We start from the raw sequence: 17589 nt of genomic DNA, 5'->3' as shown, positions 1-17589 counted from the left end.
AACGTTTCTGCGACAGGCCAAGCACGGAAAACGTCATGTTTAACGGACGGCACCGTCGCGCATGGCGGGGTTGCGTTGACTGGGACACGGCGCCCTCTAAGGTGGCGCGCATGAGCTTTTCATCCCGCATCACCCGCCTGCCGCTGCCTGCCGATCCCGCCCGCGCGGCGGATGTCGCGGGCCTGTTTCCCGACCTGCCGGACCGGCTGCGCGACCTAATCGGGGGCGCCGCCGGCTCCAGCCCCTATCTGGCCGGGCTGCTGCGCGCCGAGGCCGATTGGCTGCCCGGCGCGCTGGCGCATGACGATGTTGTCGCGCGCGAGACCGCGGGCCTCGAGGCGCTGGAGGCCGAGCCCCTGGGCATCGCGCTGCGCCGCGCGAAACGGCGGGTGGCGCTTCAGGCGGCGCTGGCCGATCTGGGCGGTGTCTGGCCGCTGGAGCAGGTGACCGGCGCGCTGTCCGATCTGGCCGACCGCGCGGTCGATCTGGCGCTGCGCGCCCATGTCTCGACCGAGATCCGGCGCGGCAAGCTGCCCCAGACCGACGCCGATGCGGGCGGGATCTTTGCGCTGGCCATGGGCAAGGGCGGCGCGCGAGAGCTGAACTACAGCTCGGATATCGACCTGATCGTGCTGTTCGATGAGACCGCCTATGCCGCCGACGCGCAGATGGAGGCCCGCGCCGCGCTGATCCGCGCCACGCGCCGGATGGCCGCGACCCTGTCGGACGTGACCGATCACGGCTATGTCTTTCGCACCGATCTGCGCCTGCGGCCTGATGCGGCGGTGACGCCGGTCTGCATCTCGACCGCCGCGGCCCTGGCCTATTACGAGGCCGAGGGGCGGACCTGGGAACGCGCGGCCTTTATCAAGGCCCGCGCGGCGGCCGGCGATATCGCGGCGGGCGAGCGGTTCCTGCGAGAGCTGCGCCCATTCGTCTGGCGTAAGCACCTGGATTTCGCGGCCATCCAGGACGCCCATGACATGCGGCTGCGCATCCGCGACCACAAGGGTCTGGGCGGGCGGCTGGAGGTGGCGGGCCACAACCTCAAGCTGGGTCAGGGCGGCATCCGCGAGATCGAGTTCTTCACCCAGACCCGCCAGCTGATCGCGGGCGGGCGCGACCGCGACCTGCGCGCCCGCGACACGGTGGGCGGGCTGGCCGCGCTGGCCGCCAAGGGCTGGGTGCCCCAGGACGTCGCGGAGGAGCTGACCGCCCATTACCGCGAGCATCGCGATATCGAGCATCGCATCCAGATGGTGAACGACGCCCAGACCCACAGCCTGCCCAAGGATGACGGCGCGCTACGCGTCATCGCGGCCCTGTCGGGCGAGGCCGACCCCCAGGCCTGGTGCGCCCGCCTGAAATCGCGGCTGGAGCGGGTCCATGCCCTGACCGAGCGGTTCTTTGCCCCCAACGCGCCCACCGACGACCTGCCCGAGCTGTCCGACGAATCGCGCGCGATCATCCAGGGCTGGCAGGCCTATCCGGCGTTGCGGTCCGACCGGGCGCGCCAGATCTTTCGGCGGATCGAGGCCCCGCTGCTGTCGCGCATGGCCCGCGCCGGCCACCCGGCCGAGGCGCTGGCCCGCTTTGACAGCTTTCTGTCGGGCCTGCCTGCGGGGGTGCAGCTGTTTTCCCTGTTCGAGGCCAACCCCCAGCTGATCGACCTGATCGTGGACATCTGCGGCACCGCGCCGGCGCTTGCGGCCTATCTGGCGCGCCATCCGGCGGTTCTGGACGGGGTGCTGGCCGGCAGCTTCTTCGACCCCTGGCCCGGAGAGGCGGCGCTGACCGCCGAACTGGGGCGGGCGCTGGAGCGCGCGCTGACCCAGCCCGGCGGCGGCTATGAGCGCGCGCTGGATGCGGCGCGGCGATGGGCGCATGAATGGCAGTTCCGCATCGGCGTGCATCACCTGCGCGGCCTGATCGGCGCCGAGGAGGCCGCTGTCCAGTATGCCGATCTGGCGGGGGCCTGCGTGGCCGGGCTGTTCCCGGTCACGGCCGCCGATTTCGCGCGCCGCCACGGGCCGCCACCGGGTCGCGGTGCGGTGGTGATGGGCATGGGCTCCCTGGGTGCGCGGGTGCTGAACGCGGCCTCGGACCTGGATCTGATCGTGATCTATGACGCGGGCGGGGCCGAGGCATCCGACGGGCCGCGCCCGCTGGCCGCGCGGCCCTATTACGCGCGGCTGACGCAGGCGATGGTCACGGCGCTGTCCGCACCCACCGCTGAGGGCCGTCTCTATGAGGTCGACATGCGGCTGCGCCCCTCGGGGCGGCAGGGGCCGGTCGCCACCTCGATCCACAGCTTCGAGGCCTATCAGTTGACCGAGGCCTGGACCTGGGAGCATCTGGCCCTGACCCGCGCCCGCTGCGTCGCCCATGCGGGTGCCGACGCCGCCGCCCTGGCCGCCCGGATCGAGACCTTGCGGACCCAGATCCTGACCGCGCGCGGGACCGATGCGCGGGTCCTGCCCGACACGGTGCAGATGCGCGACCGCCTGTTCGCCGCCAAGCGCCCGGACGGACCCTTCGATGCGCGGCAGGGGGCGGGGCGGCTGCAGGACATCGACCTGCTGGCGCAGAGCTGCGCGCTGCGGGCGGGCGATCCGGCGCGTTCGACGCTGGCGCAGCTGCGCGCGGGTCGGCGCGCGGGCCTGCTGACCGCCCCCCAGGCCGAGCGCCTGTCGTCGCTGTGGCGGGCGCAATGGCGGCTGCATGCGGCCACGCGGCTGCTGACCGAGCGCCCGCTGGACATGGATGAGATTGGGCGGGGCGGCCAGGATTTCCTGCTGCGCGAGGTCGAGGCCGAGACACCCCAGGCCCTGCGCGACCGCCTGGCCGACCAGGTCCATGAGGCGCAGGCCATCATCCGGGCGGGCCTGGGTCTGGCGCTCGACTGACCGCCGCGGGGGCGGATCACCCGCTGGCGGCCCGGTCGGCGGCGGGGGGCATGGGGCGCGACAGCAGCTCATCGGCGGGCTGGGCGTGGCTGGCACTGTGCTGCAGCTCGGCCGCGACCTCGGCCAGAGAGCGGCCGCCGATCTGCCCCAGCACCGGGATCGACACCAGCCCCGGTGCCAGCGGTTCGGCGGCGGGCTCGGCCGCTTCGACGAATAGGCCGTGCGCGGTCTTGTCCCAGTAGAACGGGCGCGCCACGACCTCGTAGATCGCCTTCCACCCCGCCAGGCAGCCGAGCGGATAGTAGAAATGCAGCGTGGGCACCCAAGGCAGCAGATGGCGGTGCTTGGACCCCCGCACGGCGCGCATGCCCACGAAGATGCTGAGCAGTTCGGACGTCACGAACAGCGCGAACAGCCCGGTGATGGCCCAGGCCCCGATGCTTGATTCCAGCGGTTCGCGCAGCGGATGGGGCAGGCCGAATGTCAGCAGCCAAAAGCTCCACAGGATCGGGGCCAGCAGATATTGCGACAGTGCGCCAAAGAACTGGACCTGAAAGCCCCAGAACCGCCACGCGCCCAGATCGCGATAAAGGGCCGCGGGGTCGCGCATGTGAACCGCCCAGGTCATCGCGTAGCCCTTGAGCCAGCGGGACCGCTGCTTGATCCAGGGCAGGGTGCGGCAGTTGGCCTCCTCGTCGGTGGTGGTGTCCAGGATCTCGGTCCGCAGGCCGCGCCGGGCCAGGCGGACGCCCAGATCGGCATCCTCGGTCACGTTCCAGGCGTCCCACGCGCCGACCTTTTCCAGCAGGGGCCGGCGAAAGAACAGCGTCGTCCCGCCCAGGGGCACGATCAGCCCCAATCGCGCCACGCCGGGCAGCAGGATGCGGAACCAGCCCGCATATTCGACCGTAAAGCACCGCGCCAGCCAGTTGCTGCGAGGGTTGTAGAAATCCAGCGCGCCCTGCAGGCAGGCCACGTCGGCGGGCGCGAAATGAAAGCGGTGGGCGACCTTGTGCAGCTGGTCGGGGTCGGGCCGGTCCTCGGCATCCCAGATGCCCACGATCTGGCCGCGGCAGAAATTCAGCGCATAGTTCAGCGCCCGGGGCTTGGTCTTGATCGGGCCGTCGGGAACGCGCACCACGCGGATCCAGTGCGGCAGGCGCACGCCATGCAGGGCGGCCTCGGTGATCTGGTCGCTGGCCTCGATCACCAGCAGGATATCGGTCAGCTCGCGCGGGTATTCCAGCCGCGCCAGACGGGCGACCAGCTTGCCCGCGACGTCGTTCTCGTGAAACAGCGGCACCATGACCGAGATCAGCGGCAGCGCGGCCTCCATCCGCGGGGCGGCCGCTTGGCCTTGGGCGATGGCCAGCGCCAAGTCGCGCTGTTCGATCCCCGCCCGGCGCGCAGCCAGAAAGGACAGCAGCTTCAGCCCGCTCTGCGTCAGCAGCGTCAGCACCGCCCACAGCGTCAGCAGCCCCACCACCAGCGACGGGGCCAGCAGGATGCCCGTCCCCGTCAGCGCCACCGCCAGAACCGCGATCCGGCCGGTGCGGCCCGCGTTCTGGGTCCGGCAACTCTCACGGGCCGGAACGCGGGTCTCGGCCTCGCGGATCAGGCGGATGCGGCGCGAGTTCAGGACCCCGGCCTGGGCCTGCTCCTCGCTGCACAGCAGCATGCGCACTTGCCCGAACTGCCCCGGCAGGTGCGGCAGCAGGGCCGCGAATTCATCGGGGCGGGCGGTCGCGATCCAGGTGACCCCGCCGATGCGCCGCCAGGGCAGGATGCCATGCGTCAGACAGAATCCCGCCTCGGCCACGTCGATAAGCCGCGGATCGGCGGGGGTCTGGTCGGGGTCGATCGCAGTGGTGCGCCATTGCCGCGACAGCGCGCGGGCCAGGGCCGCGGGTTCGACCATGCCTTGCGCCAGCAGAACCTGTCCCAGACGCACGCCCAACCGGGCCTGGATCACCGTCGCCTTGAGCAGATCGCCGGGATCGACGGCGCCGTCCTCCAGCAGGATCTGTCCCAACGACCGCTGATCGCGCGGGGCCAGTGTCGGGCCCCTCAGGACTGCGCCCCCCACCGCGCGTCCGCCCAGATCGGGCAGGTTGGCAGGCCGAGGCAGAGGGGCAAGCTGCGCCATGGTCGCTTCCGTGTTGGACGACCCCTCTTGGCACGGCAAAGCTTAACAGAGGATTAACTTGGCCGGGCACGGTCGGGAAAAACCCGACCGTGCTGCGCTTTTGGGATCAACCGCGGCGCGCGCGCATCGAATCGGTGAAGCGCTGGAACAGATACAGGCTGTCCTGGGGGCCGGGCGCGGCCTCGGGGTGGTGCTGGACCGAAAACACCGGGCGGTCGGCCATGCGGATGCCGCAATTGCTGCCGTCGAACAGGCTGACATGGGTCTCGATCACGCCCCGGGGCAGGCTCTGCGAATCGACGGCGAAACCGTGGTTCATCGAGGTGATCTCGACCTTGCCGGTCTCGACGTCGCGCACCGGGTGGTTGGCGCCGTGATGGCCGTGGCTCATCTTGACCGTCCGGGCGCCAAGCGCCAGAGCCAGCATCTGGTGGCCCAGGCAGATGCCAAAGATCGGCATGTCGCGCGCCAGCAGGTCCTTGATCATCGGCACCGCATAGGCGCCGGTCGCCGCCGGATCGCCGGGGCCGTTGGACAGGAACACGCCCTCGGGCTCGTGGGCCATCACCTCCTCGGCGGTGGCGGAGGCGGGCAGCACCGTCACCTCGGCGCCGTAAGCCACCAGCGAACGCAGGATGTTGCGTTTCGCGCCGTAATCCAGGGCCACGACCTTGAAGGGCTTGTCCTGGGGGGCGGTGCTGAAGCCCGCGCCCCATTGCCACGCACCCTCGTCCCACCGATAGCTCTGGGCGCAGCTGACGTCCTTGGCCAGGTCCAGGCCCACCAGGCCCTGCCAGTCGCGGGCGCGGGCGATCATCGCCTCGATGTCGAAATTGCCGTCTGGGTCATGGGCCAGCACCACATGCGGGGCGCCCTGCTGGCGGATCGCGCGGGTCAGGCGGCGGGTGTCGACACCGCCGATGCCGATGCGGCCGCGCCGCGCCATCCAGTCGGTCAGCTCGGACGTGCTGCGCCAGTTCGACGGCTCGGTCGGGTCCCACCGCACGACGATGCCGCTGGCGACGGGGTCCTGCGCCTCGTCATCCTCGGCGGTGACGCCGGTATTGCCGATATGGGGAAAGGTGAAGGTCACGATCTGGCTGGCATAGGAGGGATCGGTCATGATCTCCTGATAGCCGGTCATGGCGGTGTTGAAGACCAGTTCGGCCACAACCTCGCCAGGAGCGCCGAAGCCCATCCCATAGAAGACGGTTCCGTCGGCAAGCGCCAGGCAGGCGGTCGGTTTTGCAGCCATGTCGGCACCTCTGGTGTGAAATCAGCCGGTGAATAGGGGGCGGGCGTCCCAAGGTCAACCCGCCCTGGCCGTGGGGCGGTCCTTGAACAGTGCGGCGCGGGGGGCTAAATTCCCGATCTTCCGGCGCATCCCGCGCCCTGGGTTGGAGACGATCATGGAACTGCGCGCCAAGCTGCAAGCCGCCACCAAAGAGGCGATGAAGGCCCGCGACAGCGCCCGCCTGTCCACGCTGCGCCTGATTGCCGCCGCCGTCAAGGACCGCGAGATCGCGGCACGCGGCGGGGATGGCGACGGCACCCTGACCGAGGGCGATCTGGTGCTGATCCTGTCGCGCATGGTCAAGCAGCGCCAGGAATCCTCCAAGGCCTATGAGGAGGGCGGCCGCCTGGAGCTGGCCGCGCGCGAGCAGGACGAGATCGGCGTGATCCAGGAATTCCTGCCCCGCCAGATGAATGCGGTCGAGACGACCGCCGCGATCGATGCGGTCATCGCCGATCTGGGCGCATCGGGCATTCGCGACATGGGCCGCGTGATGGCCGCCCTGAAGGAGCGCCACGCCGGGCAGATGGATTTCGGCGCCGTGGGGCCCGCGGTCAAGGCGCGCCTGCTGGCGTGAAACCCGCACGGTCCTGAGGGGTTGGGCGGGCAGGAGGTAACCCCATGCCCGCCAGATCTAAAGCCCAGCAACGCGCCGCAGGCGCGGCCCTGTCCGCCAAGCGCGGAGAGAGCAAAGTCGGCGACCTGCAAGGCGCGTCCAAGGACATGTATGACAGCATGACCGAGGCCGAGCTGGAAAACATCGCCGCCACCGACCATGACGACCTGCCCGACCGGGCCCCGGACGACTAGCGGACCGAGGCCAGCCGCCGCAGCAGCTCGTCACACAGGCTGCGGCGTTCGTCCGGGGTCAGGAACGCGCCCAGCTCGATCTCGCGCTGGCCGTCGGTCAGGGTCAGATAGGCCTCGACCGGGCCGTCGCGCAGGCTGGGGCGCACCCAATAGCTGTTGGTCTGCCACAGCCGCTCGGGGCGGCCCGGATCGTGGCGGCGCACCTCCAGCCGGGCGCGACCCAGGACCAGCTCCTCATGCGTCTGCCCGCTGCGATAGCTGAGCTGGATCGCCAGCCACACGCCCCCCACCGCCAGCACCATGAAGGGCAACAGCCCCCACAGCACCTGCGTGCCCAGCACCGCCAGCATGGGCAGCGACAGGAAGGCGGCGGTTGCGGCGATGAACCAGACGAACCCGCGCTTGGGCAGCGACCGATGCGGCCACAGGGTCAGTTTTTGCAAAAAGGCCCCGGACGTGTCCGGGGCCTGATCGTGCCAATGATAGGGCATCGTCGGACGATCTCAGTGGGCGCGGCTGTGGTCCCAGTCCTCGCGCTTGGGCAGCTGCTCGAACGTGTGCTCGGGCGGGGGCGAGGGCAGGGTCCATTCCAGCGTGTCGGCGTATTCATTCCAGTAGTTGTTCTGGGTCACGCGCTTGCCTGCGAACAGGGTGTAGAACACGATGCCGATGAAGAACAGGAACGACGCGAAGGACAGATAGGCGCCCCACGAGCTGATCGCGTTCCAGAAGGCGTATTCCACCGGATAGTCGATATAGCGGCGCGGCATGCCCTGACGGCCCAGGAAGTGCTGCGGGAAGAAGGTCAGGTTCGCACCGATGAACATCATCCAGAAGTGCAGCTTGCCGGCCCATTCGGGATACTGGCGGCCCGACATCTTGCCCATCCAGTAATAGATGCCCGCAAAGATCGCGAAGACCGCACCCAAGGACATCACATAGTGGAAATGCGCCACAACATAGTAGGTGTCGTGATACACGCGGTCCAGCGGCGCCTGCGACAGGACCACGCCGGTGACGCCGCCCACGGTGAACAGGAACAGGAAGCCGAAGGCCCAGAGCATCGGCGTCTTGAACTCCACCGAGCCGCCCCACATCGTCGCGATCCACGAGAAGACCTTGATGCCCGTGGGCACGGCGATCGTCATGGTGGCCAGCATGAAATAGCTCTGCTGGGTCAGCGACATGCCGACGGTGTACATGTGGTGCGCCCAGACCACGAAGCCCAGGATGCCGATCGCGGCCATGGCCAGAACCATCGGCAGGTAACCGAAGACCGGCTTTTTCGAGAAGGTCGCGATGACATGGCTGATGATGCCAAAGCCGGGCAGAATGATGATGTACACTTCCGGGTGGCCGAAGAACCACAGGATGTGCTGGTACAGCACCGGGTCACCGCCGCCGGCCGGATTGAAGAAGTTCGTGCCGAAGTTGCGGTCCATCAGCAGCATGGTGATGGCGCCGGCCAGGACGGGCAGGGCCAGCAGGATCAGCCAGGCGGTGATGAAGACCGACCAAGCGAACAGCGGCACCTTGAACAGGGTCATGCCGGGGGCGCGCATGTTCAGGAAGGTGGTGATGATGTTGATCGCACCAACGATCGAGCTGGCACCCGAGACGTGGACGGCGAAGATCGCCAGGTCCATCGAATAGCCGCCCTCGTTCGTGGACAGCGGCGGGTACAGGACCCAGCCCACGCCCGAACCCAGCTGCTGGTTGCCGCCCGGCGACAGCAGCGAGGCGATGCCCAGCAGCAGACCGGTGACATACAGCCAATAGCTGAGGTTGTTCATGCGCGGGAAGCTCATGTCCGGCGCGCCGATTTGCAGCGGCATGAAGTAGTTGCCAAAGCCGCCGAACAGCGCGGGAATCACCACGAAGAACATCATCAGCACGCCATGATACGTAATCAGGACGTTCCAGAGGTGGCCGTTCGGGCTGCACTCACGGGTGGCGTCGGCGAAGAATCGCGCGCCCTCCATGCACATGTACTGCACGCCCGGCTCGTGCAGTTCCATCCGCATGTAGACCGTGAAGGCCACCGCGATGAAACCGGCGATGCCGGAGGTGAAAAGGTAAAGAATACCAATGTCTTTGTGATTGGTGGACATGAACCAGCGGGTAAAGAACCCGCGCGTGTCATGATGGTCGTCGTGGCCGTGTGCGGCTGCGTCTGCCATACCCGAACTCCCTCAAGATGTCGTCGATCCGGCCTGTCGACCGTCATTATCACGCGTTCTTTAGACCACCTGCATGAATCGGGCAATGCGTCACTGTGGCCTTGCGAGCGAACGCCCCGTCCAGACTAGCAGATCCGGGCGGGGCCTGATCGCGGCGTCATGCGGCGCATCGCCGCAGGCGCGATCACTCGGCCGGGGCGTCCGGCGAGACGGTCGTCAGATAGGCCGCAAGGTCCGCCTGGTTGCGGTTCAGCTTGAACGTCATCTTGCTGCGGGCCGAATCATCGCCCGACTTCTCGCGGACCCAGACGGTGGGGTCGGTGACATAGGCGATCATCTCCTCCTCGGTCCAGACCAGGTCGGGATTGGCCGCCTTGGCGGCCAGCAGGCCGTCTCCATAGCGATAGCCCTCCTCCTCGGCGATGGGGGATCCGATGATGTTCCACAGGTTCGGACCGGTGGCGCCGCCCTTGACGATGTCGGTGCCGCTGGCATCCTGGATCATGTGGCAGGCGCGGCACTTGCGGAATTCGCTTTCGCCCGCGACGGGGTCGCCGGTTTCCTGTGCAACGGCCGGAATGGCTAGGGTCGCGCCCAGCAGGGCGCCGACAATGGCTGATCTCATGCGTAGTTCCTCGCTCCGCCCCGTGGGTGGGGCCGTGGTCTCCCGTCGGGCATCGTAGAGCCAGATCGAGGCGGAAGGCCAGCCACCGAAAGGTCGCATCGCAAGATTTGATCGGCCTTAGCCGAACTGGCGCGCGAACCCGTCCCGCAGCGCCACGTCCAGATCGGCCATCCCCACCGGCAGGCCCAGATCGACCAGCGACGTCACCCCGTGCCCGCTGATGCCGCAGGGCACGATGCCGTCGTAATGCGACAGATCCGGGTCCACGTTGATCGAGATGCCGTGAAAGCTGACCCAACGGCGCAGCTTGACGCCGATGGCCGCGATCTTGTCCTCGCGCATCTGGCCGTCGGGCAGGGGGGGCTTGTCGGGGCGCGGCACCCAGACGCCCACGCGGCCCTCGCGGATCTGGCCCGACACGCCAAAGCTGGCCAGCGCGTCGATCACCCACCCCTCCAGCTGTCCGACAAAGGCGCGCACGTCGCGGCCCCGCCGGTTCAGGTCCAGCATCACATAGACGATACGCTGGCCCGGCCCGTGATAGGTGTATTGCCCCCCGCGCCCCGTCGCATGCACCGGAAAACGCGGCTGCAGCAGGTCCTGCGCGTTCGCGCTGGTGCCGGCGGTATAGATGGGCGGGTGCTCGACCAGCCAGACGGCCTCGGGGGCGGTGCCGGCCAGGATGGCGGCCACGCGGTCCTCCATGACGGCCACGGCCTGATCGTGGCCGGTCAGGCCGCTGCTGATGATCCATTCAACCATGTCCCGCGATGTGGCGGTTCCGCCCGGTCCCGTCAACATCGATCTGGCCGCGCAGAAAGCGCTTTTCTTTGCACCGCGCCTCGGCTATCAGGCGCGCACTGCCCGGATGCGGCCGTGGCGGAATTGGTAGACGCGCAGCGTTGAGGTCGCTGTTCCTTAACCGGAGTGGAAGTTCGAGTCTTCTCGGCCGCACCAACCCCCCCTTTTTCCATTGATGCCTTGACGCCGCCCCGATGCGGGGCATTCTGGTTCCCTGACAATAGGGATGCCGATGCCCCTCTATTATTCCGCCGCCGCGCGACAAGAGACTTGTCGCTTTGACGGGCTGGCCGCCGTGCTGGCCGCGGCTTCGCCTGAACGGTCAGGCGATCAGCTGGCGGGCATTGCGGCGGGCAGCGCGCTGGAGCGGGTCGCGGCGCGGCGCGTGCTGATGGACCTGCCGCTGACGGCGTTCCTGAACGACCCCCTGATCCCCTATGAGACCGACGAGGTCACGCGCCTGATCCTGGACGGTCACGACCGCGCGGCCTTTGCGCCGGTAGCGGCGATGACCGTGGGGGGCTTTCGCGACTGGCTGCTGTCGCCCGCCGCTGATACCGCCGCCCTGGCCGCGCTGGCCCCCGGCCTGACGCCCGAGATGGTGGCCGCGGTCAGCAAGCTGATGCGCAACCAGGACCTGATCCGCGTGGCGCGCAAGGTTCGCGTGGTGACGGCGTTTCGCAACACCATCGGCGGGCAGGGGGTGCTGGCCTCGCGGTTGCAGCCGAACCACCCGGCGGATGATCCGCGCGGCATCGCGGTGGCGGTGCTGGACGGGCTGCTGCAGGGCGCGGGCGATGCGGTGATCGGGATCAACCCGGCCTCGGACAATCTGGCCAATTGCCACGCGCTGCTGGTCGCCCTGGACGAGATGCGCCAGGCGCTGGAGATCCCGACGCAGACCTGCGTGCTGACCCATGTGACCAACGCGCTGACCCTGCTGGAGCGGGGCGCGCCGGTCGATCTGATCTTTCAGTCCGTCGCGGGCAGCCAGGCCGCCAATGACGGCTTCGGCATCACCCTGTCCATGCTGGCCGAGGCGCATCAGGCGGGGCAGGAGGCCGGTCGCGGCACCGTCGGCCAGAACGTGATGTATTTCGAGACGGGGCAGGGGTCCGCTTTGTCGGCGGATGCCCATCATGGCGTCGATCAGCAGACGATGGAGGCCCGCGCCCAAGGCGTCGCCCGGGCCTATGCGCCGCTGCTGGTCAACACGGTCGTGGGCTTCATCGGGCCGGAATACCTGTTCGACGGCAAGCAGATCATCCGCGCGGGGCTGGAGGATCATTTCTGCGGCAAGCTGCTGGGCCTGCCGATGGGGGTGGACGTCTGCTACACCAACCATGTCGAGGCCGATCAGGACGACATGGACACGCTGTCCACCCTTCTGGCGCAGGCCGGGGTCAGCTTCGTCATCGCGGTGCCGGGCGCCGATGACGTGATGCTGGGATACCAAAGCCTGGCCTTCGAGGACATCGCCTATCTGCGCGAGATCACCGGCCTGACCCCCGCGCCCGAATTCGCCCGCTGGCTGGAGGGGTTCGGCCTGGCCGGGGGCATCCTGCCCGATGCGGGGGCGATGGCCCGCCGCCTGGGCCTGCCCGCATGAGCGCGCCTGACCTGCGCCGCCTGTCCGCGCTGACGCCCGCGCGGGTGCGGTTGCAGGCCGGGGCGGGGGCCACCGCCTTGGGCGATCTGATGGCCTTTCAGGAGGATCACGCCGCCGCCCGCGATGCGATCCAGGCCGCCGTGGATTGGGACGCGCTGGCCCGCGATCTGGCGCCGCTGCCGGTGCTGCGCGTGGCCAGCCGCGCGACCGACCGGGCGACCTATCTGCGCAGGCCCGATCTGGGGCGGCAGCTGGGGGACTGCGATCTGCCGCGGTCCGCGCCGCCGCTGCTGGTGGTGATCGGCGATGGGCTGTCCGCGCCCGCGGTCATGGCGCAGGCGGCGGGGGTCACGCGGGCGCTGGTGGCGCTGCTGCCCGAGCTGGCGGGCCGGCCCGTCGTGCTGGCGCAGGGCGCGCGGGTGGCCCTGGGCGATGCGATCGGAGAGGCGATGGGGGCGGGCATGGTGATCATGCTGATCGGAGAGCGCCCCGGCCTGTCGGTGGCCGACAGCCTGGGCGCCTATCTGACCCATACTCCGCGTGTGGGGCTGCGCGACAGCGCGCGCAACTGCGTGTCGAACATCCACCTGCGGGGCGGCCTGTCCCATGCCGCCGCGGCCGAGCGTCTGGCCTGGCTGGTCACCCAAGCCCGCCGCATCGGCGCCACGGGCGTCGCGCTGAAGGATGAGAGCGGCAGCACCGGGATGCTGCCGCAGTCCTAGTCCGCGATGCGGGCCACGGCGGCACCGGCCCCCGTGGCGATCTGCAGCCGGGCCCATTCCTTGGCCGCGTCGTTCCTGGCCGACACCGCCTGCAGCCGCGCCGCCGCGCGCTGGCGGTCCACGTCCAGCAGATCGACCAGCGGCAGGGCGCCGGCCTCGAAATTGGTGCGGGCCAGCGCATAGGCGCGGTCATAGCTGGCGGATGCCTGATCCAGCGCCGTGACCCGCTGGCGCAGGCGGCGCAGGGTCGACTGGCTGGTCTGGACATCCTCGACCGCCGCGGCGACCTGGCTGCGAAAGGCCAGATCGGCCTGGCGCGCCTCGGACAGGCGGCGGGTACGGGCAGCCCCCAGCACGCCCTGATTGGCGACCGGCAGGCTGATGCGCGGGCCGAACCCCCAGGCCGTGGCCCCGCCCTGATCGCTGACCGTGCCCGAGAGCGACAGCGACGGCAGCATGTCCGCCGTGGCCACCCCCACCGCCGCCAGCGCCTGCACCAGATCCTGCTGGGCCGCGCGGATGTCGGGGCGGTTGCGCAGCAGGTCCGCCGGAATCCCGGTGCCGGGACCCGGCGGGATGCGCAGCGCGCCCGACCCGCCCTGCATCTGCGCCATCAGCGGCCCGGCCTGCTGGTTCAGCAGCGTGGACAGGCGATAGACCTGGGCGTTGAACTGGGCCTCGAAATTGGGCAGGTCGGCGCGGGCGATCTGCAGCAGGGCCTCGGTCTGGGCGATGTCGTAATCGGTGGCCAAGCCCAGGGCCTGGGTTTCGCGGGTCACCGACAGCGTGGCCTCGCGGGCACGGATCGTCTCGCGCGTCAGGGCCATGGCCTGCTGGTTGAAGCGGGCATCGGCATAGGCGCCGATCACCTCGGCCAGCCAGGCCAGGCGGGTGACCTGGGCCTGCGCCTCGGCCGAGGCGACCCCGGCTGTGGCCCCTTCGCGGGCACGGCGCGCGCCCCCGAACAGATCGAACACAAAGCCCGCCGACAGGGTCGCGCTGCTGGTGGTCGCGGTGGGCTGGCCGTCACCGCCCGCGCGCACGCGGCTGGCCGAGGCCGGGTCGCCCGCGATCTGCGCCGACAGGGGCTGGGTCGCCTGCAGGTCGGCGGCGGCCGCGCGGATGCGTTCATTGGCGGTGATGATGTCCAGGCTGGTGCCCAGCCCCCCCGCGATCAGCCGCGACAGGGTGCGGTCCTGATAGCCCGACCAGAAGGCGTTGGTGCCGACCTGGCCCAGGGCGCCGCCCTCGGTTTCGGCAAAGGCACCCTGGACGCGGGTGTCGGGCAGGTCGGTGGGGTCGGGCCCCACCGCGGCACAGGCCGAGATCATCAAAAGCGCGCCAAGCGACAGCGTCGCGCGGGTCATGCGGAGATGGGTCACGAGGGTTGTTCCTTCTTGCGCGACAGCAGCGACCGGATCTTCAGCACGGCCACGTAAAAGACCGGCACCAGGAAGATCCCGATGGCGGCGGATGAGGCCATGCCGCCCAGAACCCCGATGCCGATCGAGTTCTGCGCCCCCGCACCCGCACCGGAGGCGATGGCCAGCGGCAGCACGCCCAGCATGAAGGCGAAGGTCGTCATCAGGATCGGGCGCAGGCGCTGGCGGGACGCAATCAATGCGGCCTCGACCACGGATTTGCCCTCATGCACCTGGGCCTGGGCGAATTCGACGATCAGGATGGCGTTCCGGGCGGCCAGCCCGATGGTCGTCAGCAGGCCGACCTTGAAATAGACGTCGTTCGACTGGCCGAAATACAGCGCCGCGACCAGCGCGCCCAGAATGCCCACCGGCACCGTCAGCATCACCGCCAGAGGCACCGCCCAGCTTTCGTACAGCGCGGCCAGCGACAGGAACACCACCAGCGCCGACAGCGCGAACAGCAGCGGCGCCTGGTTGCCCGACAGGCGTTCCTGGAACGAGAGGCCCGTCCAGGCGGTGCCGTATCCGCCCTCCATATCCGCGACCATCTGTTCCATCACGCTCATCGCCTCGCCTGACGACAGGCCGGCGACGGCCGCCCCGCTGAGTTCCAGCGCCCGCGTGCCGCCGAACCGCGCCAGCGATTGCGGCTCCTGCTGCCAGCTTTGGTCGGCGAAGGCGCCGAAGGACACCATCTCTCCCTGGTTGTTGCGGGCATACCAGCGGTCGACGTCCTCGGGCTGGCTGCGGGCATAGGCCTCGCCCTGGACGATGACGGGGCGCAGGTCGTTGCCAAGCGCAAAGTCGTTCACGTCCCGCCCGGCAAAGATCACCGACAGCATGGCGTTCACGTCGCCGATGTTCAGGCCAAAGGCTGCGGCCTTTTGCTGGTCAATATCCAGGCGCAGGGCGGTCTGGGTGTTGGCGGTCTCGTTGCCGCGCAGGTTGGTGACCTGGCCGCCCGCCTGTGCGTCGGCGACCAACTGGTTGGCGGCGGCGGCCAGTGCGTCCTGACCCTGTCCGGTCTGGTCCACCAGATACATGGTAAAGCCCGACGAGGTGCCTAGGCCCTGGATCGCGGGCGGCTGCAGCGCAAAGATCATGCCCTGGCGGTTGGTGGTGAAGAAATAGCCGTTCGCCCGGTTCACCAGGGAGGCGATGTCGAACCCGTCGCGTTCGGCGTAATCGCGCAGCTTGATGAAGACCAGCGCGTTGCTTTGGCCCGTGCCGCCAAAGCTGAAGCCCAGGGCGGCAAAGACCGATTCCACCGTGTCGGTCTCCTGGGTCAGTAGGTATTGCTCGACCCGCTCGACCAGGGCCTGGGTCTGCTGGGTGGTCGATCCGTCGGGGCCCTGGATGATGGCCAGGGCGACGCCCTGATCCTCGTCGGGCAGGAACGATCCGGGCAGGCGGTCGAACAGCGTCATGACGCCAAAGCCGATCGCGATCAGCACCAGAAGCATCCGCAGCGGGCGTTTCACCAGCCGCGTCACGGCGCTCATGTAGCCGTCATTGACCCGGTCCAGGTTGCGGTTGAACCAGCGGGCGGGCGCGATGCCGCCCTGACCATGCTTGCGCGCCTTCAGCAGGCTTGCGCACATGGCAGGCGTCAGGATGACGGCCACGCCCAGGGACAGGATCATCGCCGTGATGATGGTGATCGAGAACTGGCGATAGATCACGCCCGTGGCGCCGGTCTGGAACGCCATCGGCAGGAACACCGCCGACAGGACCAGCACGATGCCGACCAGCGCGCCGGTGATCTCGTCCATGCTCTTTTCCGTGGCGGCGACGGGGTCAAGGCCCTCCTCCTCCATCACGCGTTCGACGTTCTCGACCACGACGATGGCGTCATCGACCAGCAGGCCGATGGCCAGGACCAGCGCGAACATGGTCAGCGTGTTGATGGAAAAGCCCGCCACCGCCAGCACCGCAAAGGTGCCCAGCAGCACGACCGGGATCGCCACGACCGGGATGATCGTCGCCCGCCAGCTTTGCAGAAAGACCAGGATGACCAGAAAGACCAGCACGACGGCCTCGGCCAGGGTCTTGTACACCTGGGTGATCGACTTTTCCACAAAGGGCGAGGTGTCATAGGGATAGGTGATCTCGACCCCCGGGGGCAGGGCGCCCGCCAGCCCGTCGATGGTCTCACGCACCGCGGCGGCGGTGGAAACCGCGTTCGCGCCGGTGGCCAGGTTCACCGCAACGGCGGCCGCCGGGTTGCCGTTATAGCGCGAATTGCCGCCATAGCTTTCCTGCCCGATCTCGATCCGGGCGACGTCGCCCAGAAACACGGTCGATCCGTCCGGATCGACGCGCAGCAGGATGCTCTCGAATTCGTCGACGGTGGACAGTTGCGACTGGGCGGTGACGGACACGGTCAGGCGCTGACCCTCGACGGCGGGCTGGGCACCCAGATTGCCGACGGTGACGTTGGTGTTCTGGGCGGCGACGGCGGCGGTCACATCGGCGGGGGTGACGCCGTATTGCACCATCTTCATCGGGTCCATCCAGATCCGCATCGCATAGCCCGACCCGAAGGTGTTGATCGAACCGACGCCCGGCGTGCGCTTGACCGGGTCCTCGATGAACTGCGCGATCAGGTCGCCCAGCTGGACGGTGGAATAGCTGCCATCCGCCGCCGTCAGCGCCGCCACCAGCAAGATCGAGCTGGACGAGCGTTCGACCTGCACGCCCTGCTGCTGCACCACGTCGGGCAGCTGCGAGGTGACCAGCTGCAGCTTGTTCTGCACCTGCACCTGGGCGATCTCGGGGTCGACCGTGTCGTCAAAGGTCAGCGCGATCGAGGCCGAGCCCGGCGTCGAATTCGACGTCATGTAGGTCAGCCCGTCGATGCCGGTCATGGCATCCTCGATGACGGTGGTGACCGAGGATTCGACGATCTCGGCCGAGGCGCCGTTATAGGCGGCGCGGATCTGGACGGTCGTGGGGGCGATCTGGGGATATTGCTCGATGGCCAGGCTGTTCAGGCCAAGCGCGCCGACCAGCATGGTGATCAGCGCGATCACCCAGGCAAAGACGGGGCGGTGAATGAAGAAACGGGCCATG

General features: G+C 68.9%; 13 protein-coding genes and 1 tRNA gene. 6 read left to right on the top strand and 8 right to left on the bottom strand.

Annotation, left to right across the window (positions count from 1 at the left end):
* The first annotated feature begins 110 nt into the window (after nt 1-110).
* Nucleotides 111-2906, top strand: a complete 2796-nt coding sequence (locus FA740_RS10365; protein ID WP_136856699.1) for a [protein-PII] uridylyltransferase family protein — start codon at nt 111-113, stop codon at nt 2904-2906.
* 16 nt (nt 2907-2922) lie between these two features.
* On the opposite strand, the gene FA740_RS10360 is transcribed toward FA740_RS10365, so the two are convergent.
* Nucleotides 2923-5052, bottom strand: a complete 2130-nt coding sequence (locus tag FA740_RS10360) for a glycosyltransferase (RefSeq protein WP_136856698.1) — start codon at nt 5050-5052, stop codon at nt 2923-2925.
* Between the two features lie 106 nt (nt 5053-5158).
* Nucleotides 5159-6307, bottom strand: coding sequence for a glutamine-hydrolyzing carbamoyl-phosphate synthase small subunit (carA, locus tag FA740_RS10355; RefSeq protein WP_136856697.1), 1149 nt, complete (start codon nt 6305-6307; stop codon nt 5159-5161).
* A 154-nt stretch (nt 6308-6461) separates the two neighbouring features.
* Between carA and FA740_RS10350 the strand changes: the two genes are divergently transcribed.
* The gene (locus FA740_RS10350; protein WP_136856696.1) at nt 6462-6923 is read left to right on the top strand and encodes a GatB/YqeY domain-containing protein; all 462 of its coding nucleotides are present in this window, start codon (nt 6462-6464) and stop codon (nt 6921-6923) included.
* Between the two features lie 44 nt (nt 6924-6967).
* Nucleotides 6968-7156: a DUF3008 family protein gene (locus tag FA740_RS10345; RefSeq protein WP_136856695.1), complete on the top strand. Its 189-nt coding sequence runs from the start codon at nt 6968-6970 to the stop codon at nt 7154-7156.
* Here FA740_RS10345 and FA740_RS10340 read toward each other — a convergent pair.
* From FA740_RS10340 to lipB, 4 genes are all read right to left on the bottom strand, one after another.
* Nucleotides 7153-7599 (bottom strand): DUF2244 domain-containing protein, encoded by a 447-nt coding sequence (locus tag FA740_RS10340; protein WP_338119664.1) that lies wholly within the window; start codon nt 7597-7599, stop codon nt 7153-7155. The genes FA740_RS10345 and FA740_RS10340 overlap by 4 nt on opposite strands.
* A gap of 60 nt (nt 7600-7659) precedes the next feature.
* Complete coding sequence (locus FA740_RS10335; protein WP_136856693.1) at nt 7660-9336, bottom strand: cytochrome c oxidase subunit I; 1677 nt, start codon at nt 9334-9336, stop codon at nt 7660-7662.
* A 184-nt stretch (nt 9337-9520) separates the two neighbouring features.
* The gene (locus FA740_RS10330; protein WP_136856692.1) at nt 9521-9961 is read right to left on the bottom strand and encodes a c-type cytochrome; all 441 of its coding nucleotides are present in this window, start codon (nt 9959-9961) and stop codon (nt 9521-9523) included.
* Between the two features lie 117 nt (nt 9962-10078).
* On the bottom strand, nt 10079-10723 hold the full coding sequence (lipB, locus tag FA740_RS10325; RefSeq protein WP_136856691.1) for a lipoyl(octanoyl) transferase LipB: 645 nt from the start codon (nt 10721-10723) through the stop codon (nt 10079-10081).
* 108 nt (nt 10724-10831) lie between these two features.
* Between lipB and FA740_RS10320 the strand changes: the two genes are divergently transcribed.
* The 3 genes from FA740_RS10320 to eutC all read left to right on the top strand — a co-directional run bounded on the left by FA740_RS10320 (nt 10832) and on the right by eutC (nt 13093).
* Nucleotides 10832-10918: transfer RNA gene (locus FA740_RS10320), tRNA-Leu, on the top strand.
* A 76-nt stretch (nt 10919-10994) separates the two neighbouring features.
* Nucleotides 10995-12371 (top strand): ethanolamine ammonia-lyase subunit EutB, encoded by a 1377-nt coding sequence (locus FA740_RS10315; RefSeq protein WP_136856690.1) that lies wholly within the window; start codon nt 10995-10997, stop codon nt 12369-12371.
* Nucleotides 12368-13093: an ethanolamine ammonia-lyase subunit EutC gene (gene eutC / locus FA740_RS10310; RefSeq protein WP_136856689.1), complete on the top strand. Its 726-nt coding sequence runs from the start codon at nt 12368-12370 to the stop codon at nt 13091-13093. The genes FA740_RS10315 and eutC overlap by 4 nt, the downstream gene beginning before the upstream one ends.
* Here eutC and FA740_RS10305 read toward each other — a convergent pair.
* Together FA740_RS10305 and FA740_RS10300 are read right to left on the bottom strand one after the other, a co-directional pair.
* Entirely contained in the window at nt 13090-14475 is a 1386-nt protein-coding gene (locus FA740_RS10305) for an efflux transporter outer membrane subunit (RefSeq protein WP_246053577.1), read from the bottom strand. The genes eutC and FA740_RS10305 overlap by 4 nt on opposite strands.
* Entirely contained in the window at nt 14472-17588 is a 3117-nt protein-coding gene (locus FA740_RS10300) for an efflux RND transporter permease subunit (RefSeq protein WP_136856688.1), read from the bottom strand. The genes FA740_RS10305 and FA740_RS10300 overlap by 4 nt, the downstream gene beginning before the upstream one ends.
* Nucleotide 17589: the final 1 nt, after the last annotated feature.

This window comes from Paracoccus hibiscisoli, from assembly GCF_005048265.1.
In the GTDB taxonomy this organism is placed as follows: Bacteria; Pseudomonadota; Alphaproteobacteria; order Rhodobacterales; family Rhodobacteraceae; genus Paracoccus; species Paracoccus hibiscisoli.
This window is presented reverse-complemented; position numbering and strand designations above follow the sequence as displayed.

What these genes read in the sequence shown, in the direction of transcription:
- FA740_RS10365 (WP_136856699.1), top strand. Translation starts at nt 111, where the DNA reads ATGAGCTTTTCATCCCGCATCACCCGCCTGCCGCTGCCTGCCGATCCC.
- FA740_RS10360 (WP_136856698.1), bottom strand. Translation starts at nt 5,052, where the DNA reads ATGGCGCAGCTTGCCCCTCTGCCTCGGCCTGCCAACCTGCCCGATCTG.
- carA (WP_136856697.1), bottom strand. Translation starts at nt 6,307, where the DNA reads ATGGCTGCAAAACCGACCGCCTGCCTGGCGCTTGCCGACGGAACCGTC.
- FA740_RS10350 (WP_136856696.1), top strand. Translation starts at nt 6,462, where the DNA reads ATGGAACTGCGCGCCAAGCTGCAAGCCGCCACCAAAGAGGCGATGAAG.
- FA740_RS10345 (WP_136856695.1), top strand. Translation starts at nt 6,968, where the DNA reads ATGCCCGCCAGATCTAAAGCCCAGCAACGCGCCGCAGGCGCGGCCCTG.
- FA740_RS10335 (WP_136856693.1), bottom strand. Translation starts at nt 9,336, where the DNA reads ATGGCAGACGCAGCCGCACACGGCCACGACGACCATCATGACACGCGC.
- FA740_RS10330 (WP_136856692.1), bottom strand. Translation starts at nt 9,961, where the DNA reads ATGAGATCAGCCATTGTCGGCGCCCTGCTGGGCGCGACCCTAGCCATT.
- lipB (WP_136856691.1), bottom strand. Translation starts at nt 10,723, where the DNA reads ATGGTTGAATGGATCATCAGCAGCGGCCTGACCGGCCACGATCAGGCC.
- FA740_RS10315 (WP_136856690.1), top strand. Translation starts at nt 10,995, where the DNA reads ATGCCCCTCTATTATTCCGCCGCCGCGCGACAAGAGACTTGTCGCTTT.
- eutC (WP_136856689.1), top strand. Translation starts at nt 12,368, where the DNA reads ATGAGCGCGCCTGACCTGCGCCGCCTGTCCGCGCTGACGCCCGCGCGG.
- FA740_RS10300 (WP_136856688.1), bottom strand. Translation starts at nt 17,588, where the DNA reads ATGGCCCGTTTCTTCATTCACCGCCCCGTCTTTGCCTGGGTGATCGCG.